The sequence below is a fragment of the Stenotrophomonas sp. 99219_Sma genome (genome assembly GCF_056480785.1).
In genome coordinates this window covers 3,048,247-3,073,051 of the sequence record NZ_CM151117.1, presented here as the reverse complement: position 1 = coordinate 3,073,051, position 24,805 = coordinate 3,048,247, and the positions used below count along the sequence as shown (strand labels likewise).

Below are 24,805 nucleotides of genomic sequence, written 5' to 3'. Positions count from 1 at the left end.
AGCCAGAGGCGTTCCTTCTTTTTTGATTGATCGCAGGGACCGCGCGAGCGGTTACCGCCACCCGGAGATTGAGTTGATGATGCACACCACCTTCCGCACGCCGGCGCGCCGGCTGCTGAGCACCGCACTGGTCAGCTGCCTGATGCTGGCCGCCGCTCCGAACGTCATGGCGCAGTCGGCCAATGCCAGCCTGCGCGGCCAGGTTTCCGGCGCCCAGGCCGGCGCCGAAGTGACCGCCACCAACCTGGCCACAGGCACCGTCCGTCGCGGCACCGTCCGTGCCGATGGCAGCTACTCGCTGATGGGCCTGGACCCGGGCACCTATGACGTGGTCGCCAACGGCCAGTCGCAGAAGGTCACCGTCACTGTGGCCTCGACTGCTACCCTGAACTTCGCCGGTGCCGCCAGCAGCACCCCGGGTTCGACCGCGGCCACCAACCTGGACACCGTCAACGTTGTCGCACCGACCCTGCTGCAGGAAGTGCGCACGTCCGAAGTCGGCAAGACCGTCAGCCTGCAGCAGATCCAGACCACGCCGCAGGTCTCGCGCAACTTCCTGGAGTTCGCCGACGCGGTGCCGGGCATGATCTTCACCCGCGATGCCAAGGGCAACACCTCGCTGCGTGGCGGTGCCACCAACTCCGACGGCACCAACGTCTATATCGATGGTGTGGGCCAGAAGAGCTACGTGAAGGGTGGCGGCATCTCCGGCCAGTCCGGCAGTGCGGGCAACCCGTTCCCGCAGCTGGCCATCGGTGAGTACAAGGTCATCACCGGCAACTACAAGGCCGAGTACGGCCAGGTGTCCAGCGCCGCGATCACGGCTGCGACCAAGTCGGGTACCAACGAGTTCAAGGGTGAGACCTTCTACCGTTATACCAACGAAAGCATGCGTGCGATGACCCCGGCCGAACGCCAGCCGGGCAAGAGCAAGGAAGACTCGGCCGAGAAGGAATACGGCTTCGCGCTGGGTGGCCCGATCATCAAGGACAAGGCCCATTTCTTCGTCACCTACGAAGCCAAGCGCTTCGATCTGCCGGTGACCATCGCGCCGGACGGTGCCGTCACTCCGTCGGCCGCCAATCTGCCCGCCGATGGTCTCGCAGGTCTCGGCCCGGCCAGCCAGCCGTTCCAGCAGGACCTGATCTTCGCCAAGATCGACTTCGAGCCGACTGACAACGATCGCATCGAACTGACCTTCCAGGACCGCGACGAAACCCAGCAGCAGTTCAGTGGCCAGACCGCGAAGGTACACGGCAAGGTCGTGGACAACACCGACCGCCGTTATGCGCTGCGCTGGAACCACAGCGGTGAGCGTTTCTACAACGAGTTGATGGTGACCCACGAGGAGGCCTTCAACAATCCGCTGCCGTTGACCATGGGCAACGGCATCATCTACACCGCACCGGATTTCGGCGACTCGGACGCCAACCGCCCGCAGGAGAAGACACTCGTCCAGGTTGGCGCGGCTGATGCCTTCGCCTCGCAGGTGAAGGGCCAGAAGGGCTGGGCGATCGAGGACAACCTGACCCTGGACGGCCTGCAGTGGGCGGGTGACCACACCATCAAGATGGGCGCCAAGTACAAGCAGATCGACCTGTACGCTTCCGACGCGGCGCAGATCAACCCTCAGTTCTCCTACACCATCGACAACCCGGCGTTCCCCTCGAGCACGCCGTATAAGGCGCAGTTCACCAAGGCCAGCACCGGCGTCACCGGCGTGCAGTCCGAGGTGCGTGCCAAGGTCAAGCAGATTGGCCTGTTCATCCAGGATGACTGGCAGGTCAACGATCACCTGCAGCTGAACATCGGCCTGCGCTGGGACTACGAAAAGAACCCGGTCTACACCGATTTCGTGACCCCGCCGGAGGTAGTGAAGGCGCTGTTCTCGCAGGATCCGAACGCGCCGGCGGGCGTGTCCCAGACCTATGCGCAGACGCTGGCGCTCAGCGGGCTGAACGTCAACGACTACATCAGCACCGGCCACAACCGCAAGAACTTCAAGAACGCCTGGCAGCCGCGCCTGGGCTTCTCGTATGACGTCAATGCCGACGAACGGCACGTGTTCCATGGTGGCGCCGGCCGTTCCTATGACCGCGACCTGTTCGACAACCTGGCACTGGAAACCACCAAGCTGGCACTGCCGCAGCCGACCGTTTACTTCCGCAACCCGGCCACCGGCAACTGCATGTACGGCCAGACTCCGTGCTTTGACTGGAACCCGAACCTGATGAACGGCATCGAGAACGTGCAGGCACTGCTGGGTTCCACCAGCAATGAAGGCATGGAAGTCGATCTGCTGAACAACAACATGAAGGTGCCGTACGCCGACCAGTTCAGCCTGGGCATGAGCAACCAGTTCGGTGAGTGGCTGACCGACGCGACGATTTCTCGCACGCTGACCTATGATGGGTTCGCCTTCACCCTGGGCAACCGCTTCAACAACGGCAACTTCTTCGATAACCAGATGCTGTGTGGTGCCAAGGAGCCGACCTACGGCCAGCCGTGGAACTGCAACATTCCGGGCTTCGGCAGCCTGATCATCGGCCAGCAGGGCATCAAGACCCGTTCCACCCAGGTGCTGCTGTCGGCGCAGAAGCCGTACAGCAAGGAAAGCGGTTGGGGCACCTCGATCGCCTATACCTGGACCAACGCGCGTCACAACCGAAACATCAACGAGCATTACTCGTTCGATCGCGGCACCATCGGTGAGTACCCGACCATCAAGTCCAACGGCGCGCCGCGCCATCGCCTGGTGGTCACCGGCTCGTATGACGGCTTCTGGGGCATCACCTTTGGTGGCAAGCTGACCCTGGCCACGCCTACCCCGGGCAATGACTGGTCCTGCATCGCGCAGGCTGGCACTGCCAACTGCCTGCCGACTCCGGCCGCGGGTACTCCGGGTGGCAATGGCCGCTTCCTGCTCGGTGGCAAGATCTTCGGCTACCGCTCGCTGGACCTGCAGGCGACCAAGACCTTCAAGCTGGCCGGCGATACCGAGCTGTATGCGCGTATCGACATCATCAACGTGCTCAACTTCGACAACTTCTCGAACCTGAACTACGTGAAGAGCGATGGCAAGCTGCTGGTGAGCTACAACGAGACCGGCGATGTGATCGGTACCCCGCGTCAGGTGAAGGCCGAAGTGGGCTTCCGCTTCTAAGCGGATCCGCCTGAAGCAATACCCCGATGCCGCCGCTCCGCCGGCGGCATCGGCAGGAAGAAAAAAGGCAATGGCCGGCCCCGTGCCGGTCCATTGCCCATGCCGCTGCCGGCCAGGCGGCAGCGGCATGGGCAATGATCGCGGTGTCAAACCACGTTTTTCGTGGTTTTTTCAGAACGCATCTTGTAAACGATTTCAGATCATTGGACGGTATGCTTTCCCATCGATCAGACCACCGGAGAAATCGCGCCATGCAGGCACGCCATCTGTTGTCCGCCGCAGCGTTGAGCCTGGCCGTGGCCGCCTGCCAGCCGGCCCAGCAGGAACCTGCCAAGCCGCGGCCGCCGGTGATCTTGATCGAGGCCGACGCACCGCCGCGGCCGATGAAGCCGGTGCTGCCGCCGTTGTTCGATGACATCGAGCGCCGTACCTTCCAGTTCTTCTGGGATACCACCAACGAGATCAACGGCCTGACCCCGGACCGCTATCCGTCGCGGCCGTTCGCCAGCATCGCCTCGGTCGGCTTCGCGCTGACCGCCTATCCGATCGGCATCGAGAACGGCTGGGTCAGCCGCAACCAGGCGATCGACCGCACCCTGACCACGCTGAAGTTCTTCCGCGACGTGCCGATGGGCCCGCAGCGCACCGGCAAGGCCGGCTACAAGGGTTTCTACTACCACTTCCTGGACATGCAGGAAGGGCGTCGCTACGACAGCTGGGTTGAACTGTCCTCGGTGGATACCGCGCTGCTGATGATGGGCGTGCTGTTCGCGCAGTCGTACTACGACGGTGACGATCCGCGCGAGAAGGAGATCCGCCAGATCGCCGACACGTTGTACAAGAAGGTCGACTGGCCGTGGCTGCAGCAGCGTGCGCCGCTGATCTCGATGGGCTGGTTCCCGGAGAGCGGCTTCATCGACCACGACTGGATGGGCTACAACGAGGCGATGATGGTCTACATCCTCTCCCTGGGGTCGCCGACGCACCCGGTCAGCCCGGATGCGTGGACGGTGTGGACGCGCACCTACGACAACGACTGGGGCGTCTACCAGGGCCAGGAATACCTGTCCTTCGGCCCGCTGTTCGGCCACCAGTACAGCCATGTCTGGATCGACTTCCGCGATATCCAGGACGCGTACATGCGCGAGCGCGGCAGCACCTACTTCCTCAACAGCCGCTCGGCTGCGCTGGCCCAGCGCGAGTACGCCATCGCCAACCCGATGCAGTGGAAGGACTATGGCGAGAACGTATGGGGCCTGACCGCCAGCGACGGCCCGCAGAACACCACCCAGGAGTACCGCGGCGAGCAGCGCCAGTTCCGCCACTACTCCTCGCGCGGCGCCGGCCTGCGCGAGAACTTCGATGACGGCACCATTGCCCCCACCGCCGCGATCGCCTCGGTGGTGTTCGCGCCCGAGCAGGTGATCCCGGCCACGCTGGAAATGCACAAGCGCTACGGCGACTACATCTATTCCAGCTACGGTTTCCTGGATTCGTTCAACCCCAGCTTCAACTACGACATCCCGATCAAGACCGGCCGCCTGGTGCCGGATCGCGGCTGGGTCGCCAGCGATTACATCGCCATCGACCAGGGCCCGATCCTGACCATGATCGCCAACTACCGCGATGACTTCGTCTGGGAAGTGATGAAGAAGAACCCGTACATCCGCAAGGGCCTGGAACGGGCCGGGTTCAGCGGTGGCTGGCTGGCACCGGAAGGTTCGTTCCAGCCGCTGGAACTGCAGAAAGACGAAAAGGCCGCGGCGGCACGCGCGGTGGGTATCGCCGAATCACGCGCGGCTGCCGCGCAGGAACAGAAGAACAATGCCAACCGCAATACAGGCCAGGGCAAGTAACCCGATGCCGAACTGGATCGACCGCCTGCGCCGCTGGGCGCTGCCTGCCCTGGCCGTGTTGGCCGTGGCCGGCTGCGCCCGTACCGAACCGGGCACCACCACCGTGCGCTTCTGGGCGATGGGACGCGAGGCGGAGGTGGTCAGCGAGCTGATCCATGAATTCGAGGCCGAGAATCCGGGCATCAAGGTGGATGTGCAGAACATTCCGTGGACCGCCGCGCACGAGAAGCTGCTGACCGCGTTCGCCGCGGACGGCCTGCCGGACGTGTGCCAGCTGGGCAACACCTGGGTGCCGGAGTTCGCCGAACTGGACGCGCTGACGCCGCTGCAGCCGTTCGTGCAGCGTTCGTCCGTGGTCGACCCGAAGGACTATTTCCAGGGCATCTGGGATACCAATGTGATCCACGGCGAACTGGTAGGCGTGCCGTGGTACGTCGACACCCGCCTGATCTACTACCGCAAGGACCTGCTGGCCAAGGCCGGCTACGACCACCCGCCGCGCACCTGGCAGGAGTGGGATGAGCAGATGGCGGCGATCAAGCGCATGCAGGGCCCGAACCGCTATGCGGTGCTGATGCCGATCAACGAGTTCGAGCAGCAGCTGTCACTGGCGCTGCAGCAGCCCGATCCGCTGCTGCGCGACGACGACACCCGCGGCAATTTCGCCAGCCCGGGCTTCCGTCGCACGCTGGCCTTCTACGCCAACATGTTCGAGCAGGGCTGGGCGCCGAAGATGTCCGAGACGCAGATTTCCAACGTCTGGGATGAGTTCTTCCGTGGCTTCAACGTGTTCTACATTTCCGGCCCCTGGAACATCCGCGAGTTCAAGAAGCTGCAGCCGAAGGAACTTGAAGGGCAGTGGGGTACGGCCGCGCTGCCGGGTCCGGACGGCCCGGGCGCCGGTATTGCCGGTGGTACCAGCCTGGTGATCTTCCGCAAGTCGCAGCAGAAGGAGGCGTCGTGGAAGCTGATCGAGTTCCTGTCGCGACCCGAAATCCAGGCGCGCTTCCATTCGATCATCGGCGACCTGCCGCCGCGCCGCAGTACCTGGAACGCGCCGTCGCTGGCCAACGATCCGCTGGCCGCTGCGTTCCGTGACCAGCTGGAGCGGGTCAAGCCGACGCCGAAGGTGCTTGAGTGGGAGCGCATCGTGCAGGAAATGCGCATCGTCACCGAGAAGGTGGTGCGTGGTGGCCTGGCGCAGGACAAGGCCGTGGAAGAGCTGGACCAGCGCGTGGACAAGGTGTTGGCCAAGCGCCGCTGGATGCATGAACAACAACGTCTGCAGCAGCGCGTGCCGTCGCCGCAATCGAGCAGTGCCGTGGCCGCCGGGAGCGCGCAATGAAACGTACCTCGCTTGCCGGCTGGGTTTTCGCTGGTCCCTCGCTGATCGTGCTGGGCATGTTCTTCGGCCTGCCGGTCGCCTCGGCGCTGGCGCTGAGCGTGACCGATTTCGACCTGTATGCCTTGGCCGACAGCAGCAACCTGCGCTTCGTCGGCCTCGGCAACTACATCGATCTGCTGCAGACGCCGATGTTCTGGAAGTCGCTGTGGAACACCACCTACTTCGTGTTGATCGGCGTGCCCTTGTCGATCGGTGTGTCGCTGGGCGCAGCGATGCTGCTGAATGCGCCCGCCGCGCGTTTCAAGGCGCTGTTCCGCACCGCGCTGTTCGCGCCGGTGGTGACCACACTGGTGGCGGTGGCGGTGATCTGGCGCTACCTGTTCCATACCAGCTACGGCCTGGTGAACTACGGCCTGGGCCACCTGGGCATCAGCCCGATCGACTGGCTGGGTGATCCCAACTGGGCGATGCCGACCATCATGCTGTTCGCAGTGTGGAAGAACTTCGGCTACAACATGGTGATCTTCCTGGCCGGCCTGCAGGCCATCCCGCATGACCTGTACGAGGCCGCCCGCATCGACGGTGCCTCGCGCTGGAAGCAGTTCCTGCACATCACCCTGCCGATGCTCGGCCCGGTGCTGCTGGTGGTCGGCGTGATCACCGTGTCCGGCTACTTCCAGCTGTTCGCCGAACCCTACGTGATGACCCGCGGCGACCCACTGCAGAGCACCGTCAGCGTGCTGTATTTCATGTTCGAGGAAGGCTTCAAGTGGTGGAACCTGGGACGCGCCTCCGCGGTGGCGTTCCTGCTGTTCCTGATCATCCTGGCGGTGACCACCGTGATGCTGCGTTTCGGCCGCAAGAGGCAGTTGGTATGAGTCGTGAAATCGGCCAGTCGCGCTGGTACCCGTGGTTGATCAATGGTGCGTTGCTGGTGCTGGCCCTGGTCAGCCTGGCACCGCTGCTGTGGATGCTCTCGGTTTCGTTCATGCCACAGGGCGAGGCGACCCATTTCCCGCCGCCGCTGCTGCCGTCCAGCATCACCACGCGCAACTACCATGAGTTGTTCGCGCGCACCGGCATGGGCGGCAACTTCGCCAACAGCCTGCTGGTGTCGGTCGGCATCACCCTGGGTTCGCTGCTGCTCAACACCATGGCCGGCTATGCCTTCGCCAAGCTCAACTTCGTCGGCCGCGAGCGCCTGTTCCAGGTGCTGATGGCGGCGCTGGTGATTCCGGCCCAGGTGGCGATGCTGCCGCTGTTCCTGCTGATGAAGCAGCTCGGTCTGGTCAACAGCTTCGGCGGCGTGATCGTGCCGGCGCTGGCCAGCGTGTTCGGCATCTTCCTGGTGCGCCAGTACGCGCGTTCCATTCCGGACGAACTGCTGGAAGCGGCCCGCATCGACGGGGCAGGGGAGCTGCGGATCTTCTTCCAGATCGTGCTGCCGATGCTCAAGCCGGTGCTGGTGACCCTGGCGATCTTCACCTTCATGGGTGCATGGAACGATTTCATGTGGCCGTTGATCGTGTTGACCGACCAGGAGCACTACACTTTGCCGGTGGCGCTGGCCACCCTCTCGCGCGAGCACATCATGGACGTGGAAATGATGATGGCCGGCGCGGTGGTCACCGTGGTTCCGGTGCTGGCGCTGTTCCTGGTGCTGCAGCGGTACTACATCCAAGGTCTGTTGCTGGGGAGCGTCAAAGGATGAAGCGAGCGATCGCCGTTGGACTGGGCCTGTTGTGGACCTCCCTGGCGATCGCCGCACCACCGGCGCTGCCGGCACCGAAGGTGCTGGACGACTTCGACGACATCGCAGCCTGGAAGCTGGTGCTGTCCGACCAGGTCAGCGGTTCGCTGCGGCCGGTCAGCGGCGCCGGTGGTGGCCGCGCGCTGTGCCTGGACTATGACTTCCACGATGTCTCCGGTTACGTCGGCATCCGCCGCGCGCTGAACATCGACTACCCGGTCAATTACCGTTTCGGTTTCCAGCTGCGCGGTGATTCACCGGGCAACGACCTGCAGTTCAAGCTGATCGATGCCAGCGGCGACAACGTCTGGTGGGTCAATCGTCCCGGCTACAGTTTCCCCAAGGCGTGGACGCCGGTCGAGTATCGCCGTCGCCAGATCGACAAGGCGTGGGGGCCGTCTCCCGAGAAGGAGATGGCACGCAGCGCTGCGGTCGAGTTCACGATCTACAGCAAGGTCGGCGGCCGCGGCACGGTGTGCTTCGACAAGCTGACCCTGCAGGGCCTGCCAGTCCAGGATGACTCGGCGCTGGTGCCGTCGGTGATCGCCGATACCGCCACCGCGCTGCAGGACCGCATGATCGACGGCAAGAGCGATACGTTCTGGATCAGCGGTGGCGTCAAGCAGCAGACCATCAGCCTGGACCTGCACAAGAGCCGCGAGATCGGTGGTGCGGTGATCGACTGGCTGCCGAACCTGGAAGCCCGCCGCTACACCGTGCGCACCTCCGAGGATGGCCGCGACTGGCGCACCGTGCGCGAAGTCACCAGTGGTGCCGGTGGCCGCGACTGGCTTGCGCTGCCGGACACCGATGCGCGCTACGTGCGCTTCGATCTGCAGGACGGCCCGAACTGGCGCTACGGCATCCGCGACATCGCGCTCAAGCCGCTGGCCTTTGCCTCCACCCCGAACGCATTCCTGTCCTCGGTCGCTGCCGACCTGCCACGCGGCTCGCTGCCTCGTGCCTATGTGGGCGAGCAGCCGTACTGGACCCTGCTCGGCCTTGATGGTGGCCAGGAACAGGCATTGATCAGCGAGGATGGCGCACTGGAGCCGGCCAAGGGCAGCTTCAGCATCGAGCCGTTCATCCGCCTCGATGGCAAGCTGCTGGACTGGTCGAAGGTGGCCATCACCCAGTCGCTGCAGGATCACTACCTGCCGATCGCCAACGTCGACTGGGTGCATGAGAAGGTCGGCCTGGCAGTGACCAGCTTCGTGCAGGGTACGCCGGAGCGCGCGCAGCTGATCGGCCGCTACCGCCTGAGCAATCCGGACAAGGTCGCGCACGAGTACACCCTGGCGCTGGCGATCCGCCCGTGGCAGGTCAACCCGCCCACCCAGTTCCTCAACACCGTCGGTGGTTTCAGCCGCATCGATGCACTGGACGTGGGTGAGCAGCTGGTGCGCGTCAACGGTGAGCCGCGCATCTACCCGCTGCAGGTGCCGGACGCGCGCTTTGCCAGTACGTTCGACGGCAAGCTTGATGCGATGCATCTGGAAAGCGGCACGTACCCGGCGACCACAGCGGTGAAGGACAGCACCGGCATGGCGTCGGGTGCGCTGATGTACACGATCAAGCTGGAGCCCGGCCAGAGCCGTGAAGTGGCGGTGGTGCTGCCACAGACTGGTGGCTGGGCACCGCAGGCGCTGGACGTCGCCAAGGCGCAGGCGCAGGTGGCCGAGCAGTGGCGCAAGAAGCTGGGCGTGGTCTCGCTGCAGGTGCCGGCTGCGGGCCAGGCGCTGGTCGACACCCTGCGCACCGCGGTCGCGCACATGCTGATCTCGCGCGTCGGCCCACGCCTGCAGCCGGGCACGCGTTCGTATGCGCGCAGCTGGATCCGCGATGGCGCGATGATTTCCGAGGGCCTGCTGCGCATGGGCCGCAGCGACGCCGTGCGTGACTACATCAACTGGTATGCCCCCTACCAGTTCGAGAACGGCAAGGTGCCGTGCTGCGTCGATGCCCGCGGCAGCGACCCGGTGCCGGAGAACGACAGCCATGGCGAGTTGATCTACAGCATCGCCGAGTACGGGCGCTACACCGGCGACAGCACTTTCACCGAGCTGATGTGGCCGCATGTGCAGGGCGCCTACGGCTACATGGAGCAGCTGCGCGCCAGCGAGCGCACCGAGGAGAACCGGGCACGCAACCCGGCCTTCTACGGCATGATGCCGGCCTCGATCAGCCACGAAGGCTATTCGGCCAAGCCGATGCACTCGTACTGGGACAACTTCTGGGCACTGCGCGGCTACAAGGACGCGGCCCTGCTGGCGACCCAGCTGGGCAAGGTCGAGGCGATGCAGATCGCCGAATCGCGTGACCAGTTCCGTGATGACCTGCAGGCCTCGCTGCTGTCGGCGATGCAGCAGCACAACATCGACTACCTGCCGGGCTCGGCCGAGCTGGGTGACTTCGACGCGACGTCGACGACCATCGCACTGGCCCCGGGCGGCGAACAGGGCAGGTTGCCGCAGCAGGCGCTGGAGGCGACCTTCGAACGCTACTGGAACGAGTTCGTTGCCCGTCGCGACGGCAAGCGCGAGTGGAAGGACTACACCCCATACGAGTGGCGCAACGTGGCCGCGTTCGTGCGCCTGGGCTGGCGCGATCGCGCTTGGCAGGCCACCGAGTTCTTCTTCAAGGACCGCGCACCGCAGGCCTGGAACCAGTGGGCCGAAGTGGTTTCGCGCACGCCGCGCAGGCCGTTCTTCGTCGGTGACCTGCCGCATGCCTGGGTGGCCTCGGACTTCGTGCGCTCGGCCTTGGATATGTTCGCCTACAACCGCGACATGGACGAGTCACTGGTGCTGGCCGCCGGCGTACCGACCGCGTGGTTGCAGGGCGAGGGCATCGCCGTGCAAGGCCTGCGCACGCCGCAGGGCCAGCTCAACTACCGCCTGCAGCGCAGCGACAAGCAGCTGGTGCTGGAGGTGCAGCCGGGCCTGGTGCCACCGGTGGGAGGCGTGGTGTTGCCGTGGCCATACGCCGGTGATCCGGGCGAGGCGAGTATCAACGGCGAAGCAGCCGAGTGGGTCAACAAGGAACTGCACGTGCACCAGCTGCCGGCGCGGGTTGAGATCGACGTACCGAGCGCAGTGCGCCGAGCCGAACGCAAGGGGCAGTAACGATGAAGCAACAGGGGGCAGGGGTGCGCACGTCGGTGCGTGCCCTGGGGCTGGCAATTGCATTGGCAGTGCCGGGCGCGGTGATGGCGGCCGAGCCGGCTGCCGCGAACGCGGCGCCCGATGTTGCCAGCGCAGCGGGCATGAGCATGGTCACCTTCAACCTGCATCATGACCGCGAAGACTGGCCGAGCCGGCGCCGCACCATCCTGGCCGAGCTCAAGCGCCTGCAGCCGGATGCGGTTGCCCTGCAGGAGGTGATCCAGCGCCGCAACGTGCGAAACCAGGCGCAATGGCTGGCCAGCCAACTCGGCTACAAGTACGTGTTCGTGTCCACCGATCCGGTCGGGGCACCCAAGCGCTACGGCAATGCACTGCTGACCCGGCGGCCGATCCTCGCCCAGGGGGATCATCTGCTGCTGCCGTTGGACGACTACCGCACCGTGGCTCACCTGCGCGTCGACGTCGACGGCACGCCGGTGAACGTCTACGCCACGCATCTGAACGAGCGCAGCGATGAGAGTGGGCAGCGCATCCGTCGCACCCAGGTCGAGGACCTGCTGCGCTTCATCACCACGACGTCGGCCGGTGCGCCGGTGGTGATCGCGGGCGACTTCAATGCGCTGGTGGATGCCGGCGACCTGAGCGAGCTGCGCAGCCACTACGGCGACAGCTACGGCAGCGTGCACGTCAACACCGACCTGTCCGGGGTCAGTACGCTCAACCGCCACTATTACCAGGCGCCTTCGCGGATCGACCACATCTTCTTCCAGCAGGACGAGATGGTCGCGCGTGAGGCGAAGCTGCTGTTCGACCAGCCCGATGACAGCGGACGCTGGGCCTCGGACCACTACGGCGTGTGGACCCGCCTGCAGTTCGCACCGAAGCCCTGACGGAGCAGGCTCCGGCAGGTGCCAACCTTGGTTGGCACGAACGTGTCCGCGTGCACTGAATCAACGGCGCCAACCAAGGTTGGCCTCTACCAAAGCAGTGACCGTGCGCGGGTTGTGCGCTGGTTGGCCTCCACCAAAGCAGTGACCGTGCGCGGGTTGTGCGCTGGTTGGCCTCCACCAAAGCAGTGACCGTGTGCGGGGTGTGCCCTGGTAGGTGCCAACCTCGGTTGGCGCGTGCGTGTCCACGTGCACTCAATCAACGGCGCCAACCAAGGTTGGCTTCTACCAAAGCGAAGCCAGCGCCAAACGCACACACAAAAACGGCGGGGATCATTGATCCCCGCCGTTTCGTTTCACGCGATCAAGGAGCGATCAGTTCGCCGGCGGCGTGCGCTTGGCGGCCTCTTCGTCTTCTTCATCGGTCTTGGCTTCTGCTGCCTGGGCCGCAGCGTCGGCATGGCCATCGGCGACCGGGTCGATCGACGGCGTCACCACCGCTTCGGCGACCGGGGCAGCGGCCTCGATCGGCGCGGCTTCCACCGCCACCGGAGCGACCGGCTGTTCGGCGGCCACGACGGGCTCGACGACCGGCGTGGCTTCAACCACCGGGGTGGCCTCAACGGCCACCGGCTTGGCTTCAACCACCGGCGCGGCCTCAACGGCCACCGGCTTGGCTTCAACCACCGGTGCGGCCTCAACGGCCACCGGCTTGGCTTCAACCACCGGCGCAGCCTCGACCGCCGCCGGCTTCGCTTCGATCACCGGAGCGGCTTCAACCACCGGGGCGGCTTCAACCGCGACCGGCTTTGCTTCGGTCACCGGCGCGGCAGCGGCTACCGGCTGGGCCGGGGTCGCGGCGTCGATGGCATCGAGCATGCTGGTCTGCACCGGCGAGGACACCGCTTCGGTCTTCGCAGCAGCTTCGACCGGGGCCTGCACTTCAGCCACGACCGGGGCGGCGGCTTCGACCACAGCGCTGCTCACCACGGCAACCGGTGCGGCGGCAATAGCGGCGGCAGCACGGACCGGTTTCGCGGCATCGGCAGCGGCCGGTTCGGCTTCGTCATCGAAGTCGAACTCCGGCTGCGAACGGGCCGGCTGCGCAGCAGCGACCGGCGCAGTGCCGGCAGTGCTGTCGACGCTCGGCTCGGCGCCGTCGGCGTCATCACCGTCGTCACCATCATCCTGGTCATCGCCCAAGGCGTCGCTGCCGGCGGCATTCTCGGCGCCACCGCGACGACGGCGACGGCCACCGCGACGGCCGCGACGACGGCGGGTCGCGCCTTCGCCGGTCTGCTCGCCATTGGCGTCGGTTGCAGCCTCTTCACCGGCAATCGCAACCACCTCGGCCTCGCTGGCGGTGTTGGCAGTCGTGTCGACCGGTGCTGCGGCTTCCGCCGGAGCGGCGGCCACCGGAGCAACCGGCGCGGTCGCTTCCTGCGCGGTCACCGCATTGGCGACGACCGCCGTGGCGGCCACGGCTGCAGCCGCGGTCACGGCTTCGGCCGGTGCTTCGGCGGCGTTGCGCTGCGGCTTCTCGGCCGGCTTGTCACCGTCCTGCTGCGGGCGCGGCTGCTTCGGCTGCTTCAGCTTCGGCTGCTGCGGGTTCTGGCCCTGCTGCTCGTTGCGCGGCTTGTTCTGCTGCTGCGGCTGCTGGCCGTCCTTCTGCTGCGGCTCCTTCTGCTTGCCCTGCTGCGGCTGCTGCTGGGCATTGCCGTTGTTACCGTTGCGGCCGTCCTTGCTGCGCTGCTCACCGCGCTCCTTTCGGTTGCCGCCGTCCTTCTGCTGCTGCGCGTTGCCGTTGCCGCCGTTGCCACGGTTGTCGTCGCGACGGTCCTTGCGGTCCTTGTTGCGATCCTTGTTGCGGTCCTTGCGGCCGCCGTCCTGCTGCTGGCGGGCGACCGGAGCCGCCGGTGCCGGTGCCGGCGCCGGTTCGCCACCGAACACGCGCTTGAGCCAACCGATCACGCCGCCGCTCGGGGCCGCTGCAACCGGCGCTGCCACGACCGGGGCCGGTGCCGCTGCGGCCGGCTCCACTTCCTCGCGCACCGGAGCGGGGGAGGTGTGCTTGACCTGGGTCACCGCCGGCGGCGGGATGTTCAGCTGACCCTTGGTCAGCGCGTGCACCGGCAGCTTGCGCGGGGTGCCGCGCTGGTAGCTGGGCTTGTTGCTCTCTTCACCCAGCTCGTTCTCACGCAGGCGGGTGACGGTGTAGTGCGGGGTGTGCAGCTGCTCGTCGGCGACGATCACGATCGGCGCCTCGTGGCGCTGCTCGATCTCACGCAGGGCGCTGCGCTTTTCGTTCAACAGGTAGTTGGCGATCTCCACCGGGGCCTGCACCAGCACCTGCCCGGTGTTCTCCTTCATCGCATGCTCTTCGGCGACGCGGATGATCGACAGCGACAGCGACTCGACGCTGCGCATGCGGCCGTGGCCGTCGCAACGCGGGCAGACGATCTGGCTCGATTCGCCCAGGCTCGGGCGCAGGCGCTGGCGGCTCATTTCCAACAGGCCGAAGCGCGAGATGCGGCCGACCTGCACGCGCGCACGGTCGTACTTCAGCGCGTTGGCCAGGCGGTTCTCGACCTCACGCTGGTGCTTGTTGGAGGCCATGTCGATGAAATCGATCACCACCAGGCCGCCCAGGTCACGCAGGCGCAGCTGGCGGGCCACTTCCTCGGCCGCTTCCAGGTTGGTCTGGAAGGCGGTGTCCTCGATGTCGCTGCCCTTGGTGGCGCGCGAGGAGTTCACGTCGACGGCGGTCAGCGCTTCGGTCTGGTCGACCACGATCGAGCCGCCCGACGGCAGGCGCACGTTGCGCTCGTAGGCACCTTCGATCTGCGACTCGATCTGGAAGCGGTTGAACAGCGGGATGTCGTCCTTGTAATGCTTGAGCTTGCGCAGGGTCTGCGGCATCACCTGCTGCATGAACTCGCGGGCGTGCTCGTACATCTCCTCGGTGTCCACCAGGATCTCGCCGATGTCGGCGCGCAGGTAGTCACGCAGGGCGCGCACGATCAGGCGCGATTCCTGGTAGATCAGGAAGGGGGCCGGCTTGCTCAGGGCCGCTTCGGCGATCGCGCGCCAGACGTTGAGCAGGTAGTCCAGATCCCACTGCAGCTCTTCGGCATCGCGGCCGACGCCGGCGGTGCGGATGATCACGCCCATGTCGTCGGGGATGTTCAGCTTGTCCAGGGCGTCCTTCAGAGCGGCCCGGTCTTCGCCCTCGATGCGACGGGAGACACCGCCGGCGCTGGGCGAGTTCGGCATCAGCACCATGTAGCGGCCGGCCAGCGAGATGAACGTGGTCAGGGCGGCGCCCTTGTTGCCACGCTCTTCCTTGTCGACCTGGACAACGATCTCCTGGCCTTCCTTCAGCAGTTCGCGGATGCCGGCCTTGTTGTGGTCGACACCGGCCTGGAAGTAATCGCGGGAGATTTCCTTCAGCGGCAGGAAGCCATGGCGGCCGCCACCGTATTCAACGAAGGCCGCTTCCAGCGAGGGCTCGATGCGGAAGATCCGGCCCTTGTAGATGTTGGACTTCTTCTGTTCCTTCGACGGCTGCTCGATGTCGATGTCATACAACGACTGGCCATCCACGATGGCAACACGCAGCTCTTCAGCCTGCGTGGCGTTGATCAGCATTCGCTTCATTGTTGCGTTCCTCGCAAGCGGCTACCGCGCGGAACGCCATGGGGTTTCGCCTCTGGACACGGTTCGCCGCCCATTCGCGCAAGCGCGGGGAGGGCGGCTTGGGTTTCCAGCGCTACGACACCACGGCAGGCCGCGGGAGCGCTTCACTCTTATGGGTTTTGGGGTGTTACAGGCCGCAGGCAGCTGTCAGCCAGGCTGGAGCGCCACGCGGGACATGTTCAGCACGGTTGCGTGTCAGGCATCCGGCGATGGCCGGGAAGGCCGGTGAGCCGCTAACATGGCCGCCCCGCGGGCGGTGGTCGCGCACTGTGCCGGATTCGTCGGAAGCTGGGCTTCTGGCCCTGAGTAACTTCCAACGAAATCAATCCCTTATCTCGCCCCCCGAGTGTAACAGAATAAACAGCCTGATGACTGCCCAAGACCCCACCAAACCCGCTGGCGACAAGCCTTCCGTGCGCATGATCACCGTTCCCGCCGACCGTGCCGGCCAGCGCCTGGACAACTTCCTGCTCGGCCAGCTGAAGGGTGCCCCGCGCAGCCTGGTCTACAAGCTGGTGCGCAGCGGCCAGGTACGGGTGAATGGTGGCCGCGCCAAGGCCGAACGCAAGCTCGCGGCGGGTGATGAGGTGCGTGTGCCGCCGGTCCGTCTCACCGAAGAGGGAGACAAGGCCGGTCCGCCGGAGGCGTTCATGCGCCGCCTGGAGCAGGCCATCGTCTTCGAGGATGCCCGCCTGCTGGCCCTGAACAAGCCCACTGGCGTGGCCAGCCATGGCGGCAGCGGCATCAGTTTCGGTGCCATCGAGACCCTGCGGGCCCTGCGCCCGGGCCAGACCCTCGAGCTGGTCCACCGGTTGGATCGAGACACCTCGGGCCTGCTGATCGTGGCCAAGAAGCGCTCCGCGCTGAGCGAACTGCAGGCGCTGCTGCGTGAAGATCACGGCGCCGGCATCCGCAAGCGCTACCTGACCCTGCTGGCCGGGCGCATGCCGGACGGCGTGATGACGGTCGATGCGCCGCTGCACGTGGGCCTGCGCCAGGGCGGCGAGCGCCATGTGCAGGTCAATGCGATCGGCAAGGAATCGATCAGCCACTTCCGTGTGCTGGAGCGTCGCGGTGGTCATTCCTACTGCGAAGTCCGCATCGAGACCGGCCGTACCCACCAGATCCGCGTGCATGCCCAGCATCTGGGGCATCCGGTGGCTGGAGACGACAAATACGGCGATCCTGCGGTCAACAAGCGGCTTCGTGAGCAGATCGGGCTGAAGCGTCTGTTCCTGCACGCGGCCTCGCTGGAGTTCGCGCTGGACGACGGCAAGAGCCCGTACGTGCTGAACGCGCCGCTGGCCGATGAGCTGGTCGAGACGCTGGACCGGCTGCGCTGAAGCTGGCGCCGGGCCGTGCCCGGCGCTCCCGTTGTAGAGTCGAGCCATGCTCGACTGGCTTTTCGCGCGCCCCGGCCGAAGAGCAGTCGAGCATGGCTCGACTCTACAGGGCGGGTCGCAAACCCCTCACCACTTGAACAGCACCAGGCTGATCGCCAGCGTGCCCATGCCCGCCACCAGCCCGTACACCGTTTCGTGGCCCTTGGCATAGCGCTTGGCCGCCGGCAGCAGCTCGTCCAGTGCCAGGAACACCATCACGCCGGCGATCAGCCCGAACACCCAGCCGAAGGTGGCGTGCGACAGCGACCCGGACAGCAGCCAGTAGCCCAGCGCCGCGCCTACCGGTTCGGCCAAGCCTGACAGCAGGCTGGCGCTGAATGCATACAGCTTGTTCTGGGTGGCGAAGTACACCGGCACTGCAATCGCAATGCCCTCGGGGATGTTGTGGATGGCGATGGCGAAGGCCAGTGGCATGCCCACCGACGGGCTTTCCAGCGTCGCGAAGAAGGTTGCCAACCCTTCCGGGAAGTTGTGCGCGGTGATCGCGATCGAGGTCAGCAGGGCGACGCGCTTCAGATACTCGCGGCTGTTCTCGCGGAACGCCGGGTCCTGCTTGTCCAGGCTGTCATGCGGGTTGGGGATGAAGTGGTCGATCAGCACGATCACGATCACGCCCAGCAGGAAGGCCAGAGTGCCGTAGGTGAAGCCGGTGCGCTCGCCATAGGCCAGTGCGAACGAGGCAATGGACTTGTTGAGGATCTCCGACAGCGACACATAGACCATCGCACCGCCGGCGAAGGCCAGGCCGAAGGCCAGCAGGCGCGGGTTGGGGCGGCGCGAGAACAGCACCAGCAGGCTGCCGATGGCGGTGGCCAGGCCGGCCGCGAGGGTGACCGCCAGTGCGATCCAGACATTTTCGGGGGGAATCTGCAGCATGTACCGACGCGGTCCTGGTCAACAGACAACCGCCCCGGATGAACCCGGGGCGGGGAGGGCGAGGCGGGCGTCGGCTGGCCTCGTCGGGGCGCGCGCGATCAGCCGCCGCGGCGCAGGCGTTCTTCGATGGCGAAGCACTGGTCCGGCTTCGGCTGCGGCGGGTTGAAGCTCACCGGCACCTGGATCGTGGCCGGCACCGGCTGGCCGTTGCGGGTGGCGGCATTGAACTGCCAGCCCTGCACGGCGGTCCTGGCCAGCTCGTCCAGCTGGGGGTTGCCGGCGCCGGTCAGCAGAGCCACTTCGCTCGGCTTGCCATCGGTGCCGATGGTCACCTTGAAGGTGCTGGTGCCGCCCACACCCATGCAGGCCAGCTCAAGCGGGTACTGCGGCGGCGGTGTCTTCACCGCAGCCACTTCGGTGGGCGGCGGCGGTGGTGGTGCCGCTGGTTCGGACGCGCCACAGCCGGCCAGGCCGGTCGCAGCGATCAGGGACAGGCTCAGCAAACGTACGTTCATGGCAGTTGCTCCGTCAGGGCCGAAGTCTTCGCCGCACAGATGAAGTCGTTCTCGCTCAGGCCGCCCACATCGTGGGTGGAGAAGCGCACGACCGCGCGGTCGTAGTGCACGCCCAGGTCCGGATGGTGGTCCTCGCGGTGGGCAATCCAGGCCAGCGCGTTCACGAAGGCCATGGTGGCGTAGTAATCCTTGAAGCGGAAAGTGCGCAACAGGGCCTGCCCGCCCTCGCTCAGCTCCCAGCCGGGAATCTGCGGCAGCAGTTCGGCCAGGCGGGCTTCGCCGAGCTTGTGGTCGCTGCCTTTGCGCGGCACGCAACGGGCCTGGGCCAGTGGAATCAGGTCGGCCATGGGAATCTCCACCTCGTGTTGACTGAACAATGCGCCGGACGGTGTATAAATCGAATGAGCGGCTGACGCTTACTTGGCTAGAATAGCCTGATGATCCAGATCTCCGACACTGCCCAGACCCATTTCCGCAAGTTGATCGAACGCGAGGGCGTGCCCGGCATGGGCGTGCGCCTGAGTGCCGTCGACCCTGGTACGCCGCGCGCCGATGCCAGGCTGGAATTCGCCGAACCGACCGACCTGCTCGGTGACGAGTGGGCGGTGGACTGCGATGGCTTCACCCTCTACGTCGATGCGAGCAGTGTCGGCTGGCTCGATGGCGCCGAGATCGACATCGTCGCCGGCACCGCCGGTACCCAGCAGTTGACCATCAAGGCGCCGCGCATCAAGGGTGAGGCCCCCGGCGATGCCGCTTCGCTGGTCGAGCGCGTGCACTGGGTGGTGGAAAACGAAGTCAATCCGCAGCTGGCCTCGCATGGTGGCAAGGTGGCCGTGCAGGAAGTCTCGTCCGACGGCGTGGTGCTGCTTCGCTTCGGTGGTGGCTGCCAGGGCTGTGGCATGGCCGACGTGACGCTCAAGCAGGGCATCGAGAAGACCCTGATGGGCCGTGTGCCGGGCGTGACCGCCGTGCGCGACGCGACCGACCATGACAGCGGCCACGCGCCGTATATCCCGCGCGGCAACGTCGCCTGACCGCTGACGCGTGCCTCTGACCCGGGCCGAGCAACTCATCGAACTGCTGCTGGCCCGCCAGCAGCCACGCGCCGTCCTCGAGAAGTCCACGCGCCTGCCCTATGGCTGGGCGCTGTGGCTGCGCTCGCTGGGCCCGCTGCCGCGGCCGTTCCACGCCCGCGAAGTGATTGCGGTATTGCTGCCGCGCCCGCTGCCTGGAGCGCCGGGCCAATCACCCCGGCTGTCGCCGTGGCAGGCGCTGCGCCGGTTGTTCTGGCAGGACTGGGATGCTGCGCCGCGCGATCAGCGCTGGATGCGCTGGACCTCGGCGTTGGCCAGCGCGCTGCTGCACCTGCTGTTCTTCATGCTGCTGCTGTGGGTTGCGGTGATCCGCACCACGGCACCGGAAGCAGAGGGCGCCGAAGGCGAGCGTGTGCAGGTGGAATTCGTCGGCCGCGCCTCCCAGGAGGGCGGAGGCGATCAGCCGGGTGCCGAGGCGGCTGCGGCTGCACCGGCCGGCCAGGTTGCCGCCGGCCAGGCAGCAGGGGCCGCGACTGCACCTGAGCCGCGACCTGCGGCCGCGTCGGCGCCTGCGCCTGCACCGGCTCCAGCACCGGCAGCCAGCGTGCCGTCGCCGCCGGCCGAAGCCGAGCCGGCCCCGCTTGCGGCCCCGCCACCGTCGCCGGTGCAGGCCACCGAAGTGGCGCAGGCCAGCACGGATTTCGTGGTGCCGCCGGTCAGCGTGCCGCGCACCGAGGTCAGCATCGTGCCGCGTGACACCACACCCACGGTGCGCGAGCGCAGCGTGCAGCCGGTGCAGGCGCCGCCAACCCCAACCGTGATGCGTGCGCCGCAGATCGCGGTGCGGACGCCGCAGCTGCGTGACATCCCGGTGCAGGAGCGCGAAGTCAGTACGGTCGATGCACCGGCGGTGTCGCAGCCACTGCGCACGGCCGATGTGCAGGTGCGCGTGCCGCAGCGGGACGTACAGGTGCGCGAGCGTGAAGTGCAGGCGGTGGTCGATCCGCAGGTGCGGATGGCGACCGTCGCCGGTCGTGAACCGGCAGTGCATGCGCCGGCGGGTCGTGACGTACAGGTGCGCGAGCGCGAAGTAGCCTCGGCACCGGCGGCAGCCCCTTCGTCTTCCAGTGGCAATGCACCCGCGGCAACGCCCGCGCCGGCAGCCAATGGCAGCGCGACGCAGGCGAGCAGCAGCGCTGCGCGGCCTGCTGCATCCAGCACGACCCCGGCCCAGGCTGGAGCGCGCCCGGCCCCCAATCCGGGCAACTGGGCCACGCCCGCCAAGGGCGATGACTGGGGGGCATCGAGCCGCAACCAGGACGGCGCCGACAAGGGCGCCCGCCAGGCCAGTACCAGCGGCAAGGGCAGTGGCCTGTTCAATGCCGATGGCAGCGTCCGCGTGCCGGGCCAGGAAGGCGAGGGGCGTGCCGAGCGCGGTGCGCCAGGTGGCGCCAACGACGGCTGGAGCAAGGAACGCATCGCGCAATCGGGCACCTGGTTGAAGCGACCGCCGTACGACTACACGCCCACTTCGTTCGACAAGTACTGGGTGCCGCAGGAATCGCTGCTGGCCGAATGGGTGCGCAAGGGCGTCAAGGCGATGGAGATTCCATTGCCGGGTACCAGCACGAAGATCTCCTGCGTGATCTCGATCCTGCAGGCCGGTGGTGGCTGTGGCCTGACCAATCCGAACATGCAGGACCAGCCAGCGGTGGCACGACCGCCGCCGGACATCCCGTTCAAGAAAGAGCTGCAGGAAGATAACGGGAGCCGCTAACGGCTCCCGTTGTCCACGCATGTTTCCTTATCCCGGCGCCGTTGGCGCGCCCCCTTGAACAACAAGGGGACTTTTCGATGGACCCATCGCGGGATGTGACGGCCATGCTGGCGCGCTTTGGTAGGTGCCAACCTTGGTTGGCACAGAAGCGCCGACCAAGGTCGGCCTCTACCTGGGCGATGACCTCACGCGCTCTGCGACAGAAACACCCAGAACGGCACGTCTCCGCCAACCTGCTGGCCGGCCCGCGCTTTGGTAGGTGCCAACCTTGGTTGGCACAGAAGCGCCGACCAAGGTCGGCATCTACCGGATGCACGTGCGCCGACCAAGGTCGGCCTCTACCTGGGTGGTGACCTCACGCGCTCTGCGACAGAAACATCCAGAACGGCACGTCTCCGCCAACCTGCTGGCCGGCTCGCACTTTGGTAGGTGCCAACCTTAGTTGGCACAGAAGCGCCGACCAAGGTCGGCCTCTACCTGGGTGGTGACCTCACGCGCTCTGCGACAGAAACACCCAGAACGGCACGTCTCCGCCAACCTGCTGGCCGGCCCGCGCTTTGGTAGGTGCCAACCTTGGTTGGCACAGAAGCGCCGACCAAGGTCGGCATCTACCACGGCATTGCGCTTACGCGCTCTGCGACAGGAACACCCAGAACGGCACGTCGCGGCCAACCCAGTCGCGGCTGGCTTCGTCCATCACGTCCAGCAACGTGTCAAAGTCCTTCTGCGTGGAGGCGCGCAACGTGTCCACGTCGGCCAGGAACAGTGCGTAGCCGTTGGCCGGCAGCCACTGCAGGTCGCGCAGGTTGTCCGACAGCGCATCCCAGTTGCCGCCGAAGCCGGCAGGGAAATCCAGTTGCGCGGCCAGCCGGGCCAGCAGGGTGCGCTTGTCGGCCACGCCTTCCAGGTCGATGCGGATCACCTTCAGCCCGGCATCGCGCATCGCCGCGGCCAGTGCGCCGATGTCGTCGCTGTCGATGGCGTAAACGCCGGCATTGTTGATGTCATGCAGGCCGAGGCCGAAATCATCGTGGCTCATCACTGCGCTCCCTGGGCCGGTACGGTGAAGCTGCGGAACGATTCGTAGTGGTCGTCGGTGTAGTACCACGCCTCCGGCGGATCGCCGCCGGTGACGATGCGGCGAGCGCCACGGGTGCGCGCACCGGGGGTGTCGACGGTGTATTCGCGGTAGTAGCCGCGCGGGCGCTGCGGCAGCTGCTGCTCGCGGTTGCCGAAGGTGCTGCCGTCCTGGCGGTGCGGGAACGGGCCGCCACGCTGGATCAGGGCGATGGTCTGCCGGGCTTCGGCGGGCAGGAATGCGGGCAGGCCGCTGTCGTTGCCGGTTGCGGGCGTGGCCGTGGCCGGCGCGCGCGCGGCAGGCGCACCCTGCAGGTCCGGCGCGAACTGCGGCGCCGGCGGGCGCTGCATGAAATGGTTGGCGACCAGGCCGAGCAGCAGCAGGGCGATGGCGGTGATCAGCAGCCGGGGGTTGCGCATGGGCAGGGGCGGGCGAGGGTGGTGCGGGCACTGTAGCGCCTGTGCGCTGCACGGTGCATGAGGACGCCGTCGCGTCACTGCTGCGTAACAATTGCCGTCATGCTCACTGGCAGGACGCAATTTCCTTTACATCCCCCTTGGTAATCTGGCGGTCTGTCCCCATCATTCACCGCGCAACGCCCGACACCGTCGGGTGCCCTCGCAATCAGGAGATGCATCATGGCCTATACCCTGCCCAAGCTGTCCTACGCCTACGACGCGCTGGAACCGCATATCGATGCGGCGACGATGGAAATCCATCACACCAAGCATCACCAGACCTACATCAACAACGTCAACGCGGCGCTGGAAGGCACCGAGTACGCTGACCTGCCGGTCGAAGAACTGGTGAAGAAGCTCAAGTCGCTGCCGGAGAACCTGCAGGGTCCGGTGCGCAACAACGGTGGCGGCCATGCCAACCACTCGCTGTTCTGGACCGTGATGGCTCCGAATGCTGGCGGCAACCCGGTGGGCGACGTGGCCAAGGCCATCGACAAGGACCTGGGCGGCTTCGACAAGTTCAAGGACGCCTTCACCAAGGCGGCGCTGACCCGTTTCGGCAGCGGCTGGGCGTGGCTGAGCGTGACCCCGGACAAGAAGGTCGTGGTCGAGAGCACCGGCAACCAGGACAGCCCGCTGATGGAAGGCAACACCCCCATCCTCGGCCTGGACGTGTGGGAACACGCGTACTACCTGAAGTACCAGAACCGTCGTCCGGAATACATCGGCGCGTTCTTCAACGTCATCGACTGGAACGAAGTCGAGCGCCGTTACCAGGAAGCGATCGCCTGATCGCGGTAACGGGATGAACTGAGAAGGCCGGGGGAGACCCCGGCCTTTTCTGTTGCAGGAGTCATTCGGTAGTGCCGGCCGCTGGCCGGCAATCGTGTGGTACCCGAGGAGCCGGCCAGCGGCCGGCACTACCTATTCCGCGCCCTGCAGCCGCAGGGTGGCCATCACGCCCAGGCGCAGGCCGGGCAGGTCGCCGTCGGCTGGCAGCAGGATCGGCTGCTGGCGGATGCCGCCGAAGTGCTTGACCTGGAACAGCACATCCAGGCCATGGCCACTGCTGCCACCGCCACTGGCCGCAGGCGCCTCGGCGCGGCCGCCGGGATTGCGCCGGGCCGGCTGGAAGCCGGGCGTGCTGCGCACCAGTTCCACTGTGTTGGCGGAGAAATCGCCGGCGATCAGGCTGGGCATGCCCTCGGCGGTGGCGCCGATCCAGGTCATCAGGTCGCTGGTCTGATGCTGGCGGGCGGTGGCCTCGTCCGGGTCCGGGCGCAGCCGTGCCACATAGATGTTGACCAGTGCCTCGCCCAGCTTCAGCCGCATCATGCCGGCGGCGCTGAAGGTGCCGGGTGGGTGCAGCAGGGTCACGCCATCCTCGCTGACCGGCAGCCGGGTCAGCATCGCGTTGCCATGCCGCAACGGCTGGCTGGGCGGATCGGCGGTAACGAAGTCGCAGCTGTAGCGCAGCCGGCTGGCCAGCCAGCAGGCCGGATTGCGGCCCTGCTGCTGCAGCACCTGCTGCACCGAGATCACGTCCGGCTGCAGGTCGGTCAGCAACTGTGCGACCTGCTCACGGCGCAACTTCCATTGCGCGTCATCGCGGCTGGGCAGTTCCAGCGCGGCCACGGTGAGTTGCCGGGGCTCGCTCTCGCTGGCGGCGGTGGCCGTTGCCTGCGGCCGCGCCTGTGCCTGCAACGCCATCAGCAGCACCAGGCAACTGAGCAGGGGACGGGCGGGGGCGAGGGGGCGCATAACGATAAGTTTACGCTTTTGTCGTGCAGGTGCCGTGACTTCCGGCACGGAGTGTCGCTGCCTGCCATGGATTGGCAC

The 24,805-nt window shown here is 66.4% G+C and carries 18 protein-coding genes; 11 read left to right on the top strand and 7 right to left on the bottom strand.

The genetic code is table 11. The features are described 5' to 3' along the window. Positions 1-76 precede the first annotated feature (76 nt). The 7 genes from ACZK13_RS14100 to ACZK13_RS14070 all read left to right on the top strand — a co-directional run bounded on the left by ACZK13_RS14100 (position 77) and on the right by ACZK13_RS14070 (position 12,129). The gene (locus ACZK13_RS14100; protein WP_049401101.1) at positions 77-3,163 is read left to right on the top strand and encodes a TonB-dependent receptor; all 3,087 of its coding nucleotides are present in this window, start codon (positions 77-79) and stop codon (positions 3,161-3,163) included. Positions 3,164-3,414: 251 nt separating this feature from the next. Beyond that, positions 3,415-5,019, top strand: coding sequence for a glucoamylase family protein (locus tag ACZK13_RS14095; RefSeq protein WP_253143586.1), 1,605 nt, complete (start codon positions 3,415-3,417; stop codon positions 5,017-5,019). Between the two features lie 4 nt (positions 5,020-5,023). After that, positions 5,024-6,364: a sugar ABC transporter substrate-binding protein gene (locus tag ACZK13_RS14090; RefSeq protein ID WP_032129771.1), complete on the top strand. Its 1,341-nt coding sequence runs from the start codon at positions 5,024-5,026 to the stop codon at positions 6,362-6,364. Next, a complete protein-coding gene (locus ACZK13_RS14085) occupies positions 6,361-7,242 on the top strand; it encodes a carbohydrate ABC transporter permease (protein WP_032129770.1) in 882 nt (293 codons plus the stop codon). Before ACZK13_RS14090 ends, ACZK13_RS14085 begins: the two co-directional genes overlap by 4 nt. After that, on the top strand, positions 7,239-8,075 hold the full coding sequence (locus tag ACZK13_RS14080; protein WP_006378064.1) for a carbohydrate ABC transporter permease: 837 nt from the start codon (positions 7,239-7,241) through the stop codon (positions 8,073-8,075). The genes ACZK13_RS14085 and ACZK13_RS14080 overlap by 4 nt, the downstream gene beginning before the upstream one ends. Beyond that, entirely contained in the window at positions 8,072-11,239 is a 3,168-nt protein-coding gene (locus ACZK13_RS14075) for a discoidin domain-containing protein (RefSeq protein WP_125894423.1), read from the top strand. Before ACZK13_RS14080 ends, ACZK13_RS14075 begins: the two co-directional genes overlap by 4 nt. 2 nt (positions 11,240-11,241) lie before the next feature. Next, positions 11,242-12,129 carry an endonuclease/exonuclease/phosphatase family protein gene (locus tag ACZK13_RS14070; protein ID WP_253143585.1) on the top strand — a complete coding sequence of 296 codons (888 nt, stop codon included), beginning with the start codon at positions 11,242-11,244 and terminating at the stop codon, positions 12,127-12,129. Between the two features lie 372 nt (positions 12,130-12,501). Here ACZK13_RS14070 and rne read toward each other — a convergent pair whose 3' ends face one another. Beyond that, positions 12,502-15,783, bottom strand: coding sequence for a ribonuclease E (gene rne, locus ACZK13_RS14065; protein ID WP_253143584.1), 3,282 nt, complete (start codon positions 15,781-15,783; stop codon positions 12,502-12,504). A gap of 407 nt (positions 15,784-16,190) precedes the next feature. Between rne and ACZK13_RS14060 the strand changes: the two genes are divergently transcribed. Next, positions 16,191-17,165: an RluA family pseudouridine synthase gene (locus tag ACZK13_RS14060; RefSeq protein WP_253143583.1), complete on the top strand. Its 975-nt coding sequence runs from the start codon at positions 16,191-16,193 to the stop codon at positions 17,163-17,165. A 126-nt stretch (positions 17,166-17,291) separates the two neighbouring features. Here the strand turns inward: ACZK13_RS14060 and zupT are convergent, their stop codons facing one another. From zupT to ACZK13_RS14045, 3 genes are all read right to left on the bottom strand, one after another. Further along, positions 17,292-18,101, bottom strand: a complete 810-nt coding sequence (gene zupT / locus ACZK13_RS14055) for a zinc transporter ZupT (protein ID WP_049399991.1) — start codon at positions 18,099-18,101, stop codon at positions 17,292-17,294. 98 nt (positions 18,102-18,199) lie between these two features. Next, complete coding sequence (locus ACZK13_RS14050) at positions 18,200-18,616, bottom strand: energy transducer TonB (RefSeq protein WP_032129663.1); 417 nt, start codon at positions 18,614-18,616, stop codon at positions 18,200-18,202. Beyond that, a complete protein-coding gene (locus ACZK13_RS14045) occupies positions 18,613-18,963 on the bottom strand; it encodes a 4a-hydroxytetrahydrobiopterin dehydratase (protein ID WP_100440645.1) in 351 nt (116 codons plus the stop codon). The genes ACZK13_RS14050 and ACZK13_RS14045 overlap by 4 nt, the downstream gene beginning before the upstream one ends. A gap of 90 nt (positions 18,964-19,053) precedes the next feature. On the opposite strand from ACZK13_RS14045, the gene ACZK13_RS14040 reads away from it, so the two are divergent. Then, positions 19,054-19,653, top strand: coding sequence for an NfuA family Fe-S biogenesis protein (locus tag ACZK13_RS14040; RefSeq protein ID WP_125895477.1), 600 nt, complete (start codon positions 19,054-19,056; stop codon positions 19,651-19,653). A 10-nt stretch (positions 19,654-19,663) separates the two neighbouring features. Further along, complete coding sequence (locus tag ACZK13_RS14035; RefSeq protein ID WP_253143582.1) at positions 19,664-21,430, top strand: hypothetical protein; 1,767 nt, start codon at positions 19,664-19,666, stop codon at positions 21,428-21,430. A 625-nt stretch (positions 21,431-22,055) separates the two neighbouring features. On the opposite strand, the gene ACZK13_RS14030 is transcribed toward ACZK13_RS14035, so the two are convergent. Continuing rightward, on the bottom strand, positions 22,056-22,469 hold the full coding sequence (locus ACZK13_RS14030) for a barstar family protein (RefSeq protein ID WP_032129660.1): 414 nt from the start codon (positions 22,467-22,469) through the stop codon (positions 22,056-22,058). Further along, positions 22,469-22,927: a guanyl-specific ribonuclease gene (locus ACZK13_RS14025; protein ID WP_049398780.1), complete on the bottom strand. Its 459-nt coding sequence runs from the start codon at positions 22,925-22,927 to the stop codon at positions 22,469-22,471. Before ACZK13_RS14025 ends, ACZK13_RS14030 begins: the two co-directional genes overlap by 1 nt. A gap of 219 nt (positions 22,928-23,146) precedes the next feature. Between ACZK13_RS14025 and ACZK13_RS14020 the strand changes: the two genes are divergently transcribed. Further along, the gene (locus tag ACZK13_RS14020; protein ID WP_005410310.1) at positions 23,147-23,758 is read left to right on the top strand and encodes a superoxide dismutase; all 612 of its coding nucleotides are present in this window, start codon (positions 23,147-23,149) and stop codon (positions 23,756-23,758) included. A 132-nt stretch (positions 23,759-23,890) separates the two neighbouring features. On the opposite strand, the gene ACZK13_RS14015 is transcribed toward ACZK13_RS14020, so the two are convergent. After that, positions 23,891-24,727, bottom strand: coding sequence for an endonuclease/exonuclease/phosphatase family protein (locus ACZK13_RS14015; protein WP_253143581.1), 837 nt, complete (start codon positions 24,725-24,727; stop codon positions 23,891-23,893). Positions 24,728-24,805: the final 78 nt, after the last annotated feature.

Coding starts and splice junctions, on each gene's coding strand:
- ACZK13_RS14090 (WP_032129771.1), top strand. CDS start 5,024: ATGCCGAACTGGATCGACCGCCTGCGCCGCTGGGCGCTGCCTGCCCTG.
- ACZK13_RS14025 (WP_049398780.1), bottom strand. CDS start 22,927: ATGCGCAACCCCCGGCTGCTGATCACCGCCATCGCCCTGCTGCTGCTC.
- ACZK13_RS14100 (WP_049401101.1), top strand. CDS start 77: ATGATGCACACCACCTTCCGCACGCCGGCGCGCCGGCTGCTGAGCACC.
- zupT (WP_049399991.1), bottom strand. CDS start 18,101: ATGCTGCAGATTCCCCCCGAAAATGTCTGGATCGCACTGGCGGTCACC.
- rne (WP_253143584.1), bottom strand. CDS start 15,783: ATGAAGCGAATGCTGATCAACGCCACGCAGGCTGAAGAGCTGCGTGTT.
- ACZK13_RS14085 (WP_032129770.1), top strand. CDS start 6,361: ATGAAACGTACCTCGCTTGCCGGCTGGGTTTTCGCTGGTCCCTCGCTG.
- ACZK13_RS14060 (WP_253143583.1), top strand. CDS start 16,191: ATGACTGCCCAAGACCCCACCAAACCCGCTGGCGACAAGCCTTCCGTG.
- ACZK13_RS14095 (WP_253143586.1), top strand. CDS start 3,415: ATGCAGGCACGCCATCTGTTGTCCGCCGCAGCGTTGAGCCTGGCCGTG.
- ACZK13_RS14075 (WP_125894423.1), top strand. CDS start 8,072: ATGAAGCGAGCGATCGCCGTTGGACTGGGCCTGTTGTGGACCTCCCTG.
- ACZK13_RS14045 (WP_100440645.1), bottom strand. CDS start 18,963: ATGGCCGACCTGATTCCACTGGCCCAGGCCCGTTGCGTGCCGCGCAAA.
- ACZK13_RS14030 (WP_032129660.1), bottom strand. CDS start 22,469: ATGAGCCACGATGATTTCGGCCTCGGCCTGCATGACATCAACAATGCC.
- ACZK13_RS14015 (WP_253143581.1), bottom strand. CDS start 24,727: ATGCGCCCCCTCGCCCCCGCCCGTCCCCTGCTCAGTTGCCTGGTGCTG.
- ACZK13_RS14040 (WP_125895477.1), top strand. CDS start 19,054: ATGATCCAGATCTCCGACACTGCCCAGACCCATTTCCGCAAGTTGATC.
- ACZK13_RS14050 (WP_032129663.1), bottom strand. CDS start 18,616: ATGAACGTACGTTTGCTGAGCCTGTCCCTGATCGCTGCGACCGGCCTG.
- ACZK13_RS14070 (WP_253143585.1), top strand. CDS start 11,242: ATGAAGCAACAGGGGGCAGGGGTGCGCACGTCGGTGCGTGCCCTGGGG.
- ACZK13_RS14020 (WP_005410310.1), top strand. CDS start 23,147: ATGGCCTATACCCTGCCCAAGCTGTCCTACGCCTACGACGCGCTGGAA.
- ACZK13_RS14080 (WP_006378064.1), top strand. CDS start 7,239: ATGAGTCGTGAAATCGGCCAGTCGCGCTGGTACCCGTGGTTGATCAAT.